Raw genomic sequence first — 7051 nt, 5'->3', positions numbered from 1 at the left:
CCGGTTGTAAATTCGGTTTCCTTACCGGTTACGGCAATAATAAAATTCTTGAAAAGCTTATTTAATGAAAGTTTATTTTGATGTGCCATTTATAAAAAATTATGTTGAAAGAAGAAAAATGAATGTCATCATCATACCTGATTGGTATGACTAAATGCTGGTTATCCCTGCAAAGACATTTATAGCTAACATAATTTCTATAACTTCATGATTAAACAAAGATGCAATTATTTTTTGAAGAACAAAAACGATTTCAAAGCACATACAAACTTAAGTACCAGCCATATGCGTTTGAGTATGACGGAAAATTACTATCTAATCTAACTTTTTTGGGCCTTCACTATTACTGTGAATTAACCAGCGTTCGTCTTGAATAGAACGATAGGTTATTTCATAATACAGTCCCTGCTTTAATAAGTTCTCAATACTGCTGGTCAGCAATTCATAATCCTTTTCAGTTTCAAATACCTTAAACACGTTATAATTGGAATTAGCAGGAATAGCTATCCCCCTATCCAGTGTGGAAGAAGAAAAAAAATTAACACTATCCAAAACCGGCATTTCAGATTTGAGATAATTGTATAAATCATTATCGTATTCCCTAAGATCGTGCTTTTCACCTTTATAATAAATGATAACAGACTCAATGATGGCGGGGCCAACACCGTGGTTTTTAATATCTAGTGAAAAAGTGTTTTTAGCTTTATCATTGGAGATGGATATTTGAAGATAAGGCAAAATGGACAGATAATTTTGCTTACTCATTAAATTGGTCTGATATATAAAAATTATAAGGGTTAAAACACTTATGCTCATTGCTGAGAGACTCACTATTTTATCTGAATTCCATTTCATCTTAAACTTAGACATAGTGCTTGTTATTTCGAGGTATCTCTATAAAATTATTAAAAAATCGGACATTCAAATTATACCTCACCAAAGTAATCAGATATTCATACTAAAAATATGGCCGGATAATCTTTGTACGGTATCAGAGCATTTTCATAGCGTTCTTATTTGGCGTAATTCAGTTTATAACGCCAATAACTGATTGCACCTAATACAGCCACCCCAAACACCGTATACCAAACAAAAGTGGGGGTTATGACCTGGGAACCACTGGCGTAACTATGTAGTCCTACCAGATAGAAATTAACGCCAAAATAAGTCATCATAATGCTTCCAAAAGCAAGGATAGTTAGAAAATTAAATGTCCATCTGTTCCGTAAACCCGGTACCAATCTGGTATGAATTACAAAGGCATAGACCATAATAGATATCAGGGCCCAGGTTTCTTTGGGATCCCATCCCCAATAACGCCCCCAGCTTTCATTGGCCCATTGTCCACCCAGGAAGTTACCGATTGTAAGCATTATAAGACCCACGGTAATAGAAAGTTCATTTATTATGGTAAGTTCTTTCAGGTTTGATTCCATACGTTTTTTGTTCCTGGCATTGGTCAGTATGATTAACAGAAGAGACACTATGCCAAGGATCATTCCAACAGTAAGCGGACCGTAACTACCAACAATTACTGCGACATGGATCATAAGCCAGTAGCTATCAAGTACAGGTACCAGATTAGCAATGGACGGATCTACCCAGCTCTGATGTGCTATCCACAATAACATAGAAGTAACAAAGGCGGAAGCGGCAATGGTCATATTGCTCTTCCTTCCCAATAACAAACCCATACCCATTGTTGCCCAGGAGACATAAAGGATACTTTCATAAGCATCACTCCATGGTGCATGACCCGATATATACCATCGTAAAATTAACCCGGATGTATGCCAGATAAAAAATATGTAAATGACTCCTTTGAAGAAATAGGTAATAATATTCCAAACCTTCCTTTCCTTGAAAATACGGAAGATCAGCACAAAGAACATAAGAATGCCAACCAGTGCATAGTATTTGTAAAGTCGATTGAAAATATCCAGCTTATTATAAATAATTTCTGCCTTTACCCTATTCTCCGAGGGTAATACCTCACTGCCATGGTTTTGTTGATTCTGATGAAACGCAGCTAATATTTTATCGGCTTCTGAATAATCGTTATTGGCAATAGCACTTTGAAGGGAAACCAAATAGTAAGGAACGGAATTCTTGATAAAATTCGCATACAATGAGTCCGTAACCTGATACTGGCCCGATCTGTACTCTACGGCTGATACCCATTTGTTATTCTCATCATTTAACAAGGGGAAGATTTTTATAATTTCACCGCTCAAAGCCCTGTTCAATAATCCGAGCCTCAAATCTATATCCTTATAATCCTGTTGAAATTTGTCCGGGGTATTTGTGGCATATGCCTCCTGCAAATATGGAGCGAGCTTATAGGATCCTTTGGTGTCAAAAAAATCAGTAGCTTTCACATATCGCTGTGCCGCATCTACTTCTATAATATTCCGCAGGCTATCATTCTGTCCTTTTTTATCCAGGGCGATAAATTCGGTATTATACCAAAGGGCCGGATTTAGCATCATAGACAAAAATACCTGATCGGCATTAAGATCATTGTAAGTATCCTTAAAACTTAGTTTGCGAAGTAATTCTGAAGAGAAGGTATTCAGTGGTTTCATTCTCCCACCATCATCTTGTACTACCAATTCTCCGAATTTTGCAGCGTGCTCTTTCGAAACCGTTGAAGCTTTTAAGAGGGAATCCAGCTGCTGCTGACTTACCTCATTTTGATGATCATGGTCAATCTGCTGGGTATTGCCCTGAGCTGAGAGGCTAAACGTACCTATAAAAAATAGCAAAGTAACGATTGCCTTATGTTTCTTCAATTTATCCAATGACCTGGTTAAGTCTTTAAAACGGGTTTTTCCGAAAAACATAATCCCCATTAGTCCTATGTAGAGCATAAAATATCCTAGATACGTAATCCAGGTGCCCCAAAAATCGTGATTCACGGAAAGAACGGTTCCACGTTCATCCGGGTCAAAACTGGCCTGAAAAAACCGATAGCCTTTATGATCAAGAATATTATTCATGAAAATATCGTAATCAAATGGCCTTTCGTCCTCCACGGTAACCTTACTCATAAAAGAAGCATAGCTTTTTTCAGTTCCGGGGTATTTTTCCGCAATAAAATCATTGAGTTTAATGCGAAAAGGCAATTCATAAACCTTGGAACCATATCGCAGGCGGAATTCCAGCCCACCTACCTTAAATTTCTCTGTGAATGCACTCGAACCCTTGCCGCCTAATATTTTTTTTGTGATAGTCTCACCCTCACTGCTGATGTTAAGCACCAGAGCGTCCTGTGTAGCCTGTGTAATTTCATTTTCGGGTACAGCTACAACCCCGTATGAACCCTGAACAAGCGGTTCCGGTAAAACAAATTGCATCCCCCCCATAGTGTAAAGTGAGCGCAATTGAAGCTGCTGTAAACTGTCTTTCACAACTATGCCCCTGAATTGGTCGGCCATTCGCATAAAGCTTCCTTCGAAAGGCGATTTAATTTGATATAAACTGTCCGTGGCAATTATGTTTACAGCGCCCTCAGTTTCCTTGTTCAATGAAAACAGTATGTTATGGATATTCGCTATTTTCCCATTTTCCAGATAATGCTCATGCCTGTTGCCATCACCGGCTTCCACGATTTTCAGGTAATAGCTTCCGCTATTATCCGGAATTAAGGCTTTTTTGGCACCTTTAACAAAACCATCATACGCAATCGTAACTTCTTGTCCGTTAAAATCTGAGGTCCAGGGCAAGTTAGATTTAATGGCTTCGGGAGTTACGATAAGGTCGTCTTCAAGAATCTTTCGTTTGGGCTCCCCATCTATATCGCCATCAATAAATACGGTAAGAAAGGTTTTGTCTGAATAGAAAACATTCTCTGTTCGGCCTTCCCGAATTGGCATCATGCCCTCGAAACTGATATATCTGGTAACAAAGGCACCCACAATAATTAAGATCCACGAGATGTGCAGGGTCAGAACCGGCCATTTTTCCTTACGCAGCAGTCGATAACGATAAATATTGCCAATAAAATTGATTACAAAAAAGACCATAATCAATTCAAACCAGGTCGCATTGTAGATCCAGATACGAGCTGTTTCCGTGCTATACCAACTTTCTATGAAGGTGCCAAAAGCCATGGCTGTGGCAAATACAATGAAAAGGACAGCCATAAGACGGGTAGAAAAGAAAAATTTCTTGAACAGCTCTTTCATCTTCAGTAGATAAATTTGTTTTCAGGTGGCAAAAGTAAGGCCTTTTTGTGATTTACCTTTACACTTGCCATTTTAAAAAGTTAAACAATATTGTTAATTTTTTAGATAAGCTAGGCATTATAAATATTGTATTTTTGATCATGCTTTCAATTGTGCTTCTAGGTACCGGTAATCTGGCCAAACATCTGTTTGATATCTTAAAGGATCAGGCGAATATCAAAATAAAACAAGTCTATGGAAGAAATAAAACAGCACTTTCTTACTTCCAAAAGGAGACCTCAACCACAACAAACAGCAATGCTATAGAGGAAGCCTCAGTTTATATTATTGCTGTAAGTGATGATTCTATAGCAACTGTCTCTGAGTTACTTAAGCAAAAAAATGGTATTGTTGTACATACCTCAGGGAGTATAGCGATAAACGCCCTTTCCCCTTCTGTTAAAAGAGGTGTGTTTTATCCTCTTCAAACTTTCAGTCCAAACAGGGCAGTTGATTTCAGTAAGGTTCCAATATGTATTGAAGCCGAAAATAAAAATGATTTAAAAGTCCTTAAAAACCTGGCCTCAAAGATCTCTGATACGGTATTGGAAGTTTCCAGTAAGCAACGTAAAGACTTACATCTTGCAGCGGTATTTGTAAATAATTTTACTAACCACTTGTATCAAATAGGGCAAGAAATCTGCGAAAAATCTCAGATTTCCTTTGCAGTATTGGAGCCCCTTATTCTGGAAACGGCCCTTAAAATTAAAACCCTTAACCCAATGGAAGCCCAAACTGGTCCTGCGAGACGAAATGACAACGGTACAATAGAAAAACATATTAAAGGCCTTCAGAATAAAAACCACAAAGAGGTCTATTCTGTAATAAGCAATTCAATTCAAAAAACATATGGTTTGATGTAGACGGTGTATTCACAGATGGCAATGTCCTTATTACCTCAGAAGGTGAACTACTCCGGAAAATGAGTGTAAAAGATGGATATGCCCTGAAAACGGCACTTCAAAAAGGGTACAATGTCTGCATAATTTCAGGGGGCACAAATGAAGGTGTGAGCATAAGACTGAAAGGGCTTGGCGTAACAGATGTTTACCTTGGAGCATCTATGAAGGAAGCACCCTTAAAAGAGTATTTGTCTAAATACAAGATAGATCCTGAAAATGTACTTTATATGGGTGATGATCTACCGGATATTCCGGCCATGAAACAGGTTGCTATCGCGGCTTGTCCGCAGGATGCAGTTCAGGAAGTCAAAGAGATAAGCAATTATATTTCACATAGGTTTAGTGGCGATGAATGTGTAAGAGATGTGATTGAGCAGGTCCTGAAAGTGCGTGGCGATTGGTATACTAATTTCAGTGCAGCCAACGATTAGTACTATGCTAACTGAAAAGGTAAAGAAATTCCATATTATTCTCGCTTCCTCTTCTCCACGGAGACAGGAATTCCTAAAAAAACTTGGCCTCAATTTTGAAGTTCGCCTGAAGCCTGTTGACGAAATTTATCCGGAACAATTAAAGGGTGTCGAAATTGCTGAATTCCTTTCTAAACTTAAAGCATCCCCATTTCTGGGAGATCTTAAGCCTAATGATTTGTTGATCACTTCAGATACCGTTGTTTGGCACAAGGAAACGTTTCTTGGAAAACCCGAAAATGAAGAGGATGCCTACTCAATGTTAAGATCCATGTCCGGCGACTGGCATGAAGTCATTACATCGGTTTGTTTCACCCGCACCAATGATCAACGATTGGTTAGTAGCAGTACAAAAGTAAAGTTCAAGGATTTGACTGACGAGGAGATCCGGTATTACATCAAAGAATGTAAACCTTTTGACAAAGCCGGGGGATATGGCATCCAGGACTGGATTGGGTTAATTGGGATCGAGAAAATTAAAGGATCGTACACCAATGTTGTGGGATTACCTACCCAACTGGTATATAAAACCATAATGGAGATGATGGGTTGAGTGAATATCTTCCAGAATATGACGCTGTTGATCAATTTTGACTACAAACTTATCAAAATTTTATACTATCAATTAAAAGTTACTACTCTCAGTTATTGCACGTTCATTCCTAATCCTTGAAATAATTATTAGTCATTCAGTCAGTGCCTTCACTAATAAAACATCCCAACTAAGTTTAAACAAATCAGCAGAATGCAATTTGCGTTACAGTACATTTACCTATATGCTGCATAATTCTTTATGCAAATATTGCAATTCAGGAAAAATAGAGTGACCTAAATAATATTGGAAATGCCTTAGCCGACTGTGTAAACATATAAATTATTTTATCTTTGATTTTTAATTGAAGATCCATTAATCTTCGAAAATGAAACAGATTTTTGAGTGAATATTTTAAAAAGTTAAAATTTCAGTGCGAGACAGGTTTTATTGGTTATTGGGGCCTTCGCGGTTCCCACGGAAAAAACCGACACAAAGGTCGCATATGGTGTTGGCAGATTACTGGTGAAGGCCGCAATTTATGTGAACTTCATCCCTGAAAAGAACGATTGGGAAATCCGGTAAATTCTGACCGTTAAAGACTTGCCTGCCGATGTTTTCTGGTCCGTAACTTTGCATATAGTATAGACCAGGGGGAAGAGGTCCTGAATGGAAGCCGGACATTACCGCAGCCGAAACCTGTTGAATAAAATAAAGATTCGTTTTTAATAACAAATAGATCATAATGATAAGGCCTAAGTTTCTCTTTATAACAATGCTTATGATGCTTCCTTTTTTTGGGATAACTCAGGATGTGATAATTGATTTAGAAAATATCTTAATCAGGAACGTAACTGTGATTGATCAGGAAAGAAAGTCTGAAGATGTAGTGGTAAGTATTCTAATTAAACAAGGGAAACT

The 7051-nt window shown here is 37.9% G+C and carries 4 protein-coding genes and 1 pseudogene; 3 read left to right on the top strand and 2 right to left on the bottom strand.

Features of this window, described 5'->3' with window-relative positions; translation table 11 throughout:
* Window positions 1-315: 315 nt before the first annotated feature.
* Together Q0X66_RS15315 and ccsA are read right to left on the bottom strand one after the other, a co-directional pair.
* Window positions 316-870, bottom strand: a complete 555-nt coding sequence (locus Q0X66_RS15315; protein WP_297707892.1) for a hypothetical protein — start codon at window positions 868-870, stop codon at window positions 316-318.
* Window positions 871-1013: 143 nt separating this feature from the next.
* Window positions 1014-4187 carry a cytochrome c biogenesis protein CcsA gene (gene ccsA / locus Q0X66_RS15310; protein ID WP_297707890.1) on the bottom strand — a complete coding sequence of 1058 codons (3174 nt, stop codon included), beginning with the start codon at window positions 4185-4187 and terminating at the stop codon, window positions 1014-1016.
* Between the two features lie 140 nt (window positions 4188-4327).
* Between ccsA and Q0X66_RS15305 the strand changes: the two genes are divergently transcribed.
* From Q0X66_RS15305 to Q0X66_RS15295, 3 genes and pseudogenes are all read left to right on the top strand, one after another.
* Entirely contained in the window at window positions 4328-5089 is a 762-nt protein-coding gene (locus Q0X66_RS15305) for a Rossmann-like and DUF2520 domain-containing protein (protein WP_297707887.1), read from the top strand.
* Window positions 5080-5559, top strand: a pseudogene (locus Q0X66_RS15300) (HAD hydrolase family protein); the annotation flags it as partial. The gene Q0X66_RS15305 and the pseudogene Q0X66_RS15300, both read left to right, overlap by 10 nt.
* 4 nt (window positions 5560-5563) lie before the next feature.
* Window positions 5564-6151: a Maf-like protein gene (locus tag Q0X66_RS15295; protein WP_297707885.1), complete on the top strand. Its 588-nt coding sequence runs from the start codon at window positions 5564-5566 to the stop codon at window positions 6149-6151.
* Window positions 6152-7051: the final 900 nt, after the last annotated feature.

The organism is uncultured Eudoraea sp. (assembly GCF_947260015.1).
Lineage (GTDB): Bacteria > Bacteroidota > Bacteroidia > Flavobacteriales > Flavobacteriaceae > Eudoraea.
The sequence above is the reverse complement of the archived record's forward strand: the minus strand, read 5'-3'. Positions and strand labels throughout refer to the sequence as shown.

Bases quoted from the DNA above. Each gene is read 5' to 3' on its own strand.
- Q0X66_RS15305 (WP_297707887.1), top strand. From the start codon at position 4,328: ATGCTTTCAATTGTGCTTCTAGGTACCGGTAATCTGGCCAAACATCTG.
- ccsA (WP_297707890.1), bottom strand. From the start codon at position 4,187: ATGAAAGAGCTGTTCAAGAAATTTTTCTTTTCTACCCGTCTTATGGCT.
- Q0X66_RS15315 (WP_297707892.1), bottom strand. From the start codon at position 870: ATGTCTAAGTTTAAGATGAAATGGAATTCAGATAAAATAGTGAGTCTC.
- Q0X66_RS15295 (WP_297707885.1), top strand. From the start codon at position 5,564: ATGCTAACTGAAAAGGTAAAGAAATTCCATATTATTCTCGCTTCCTCT.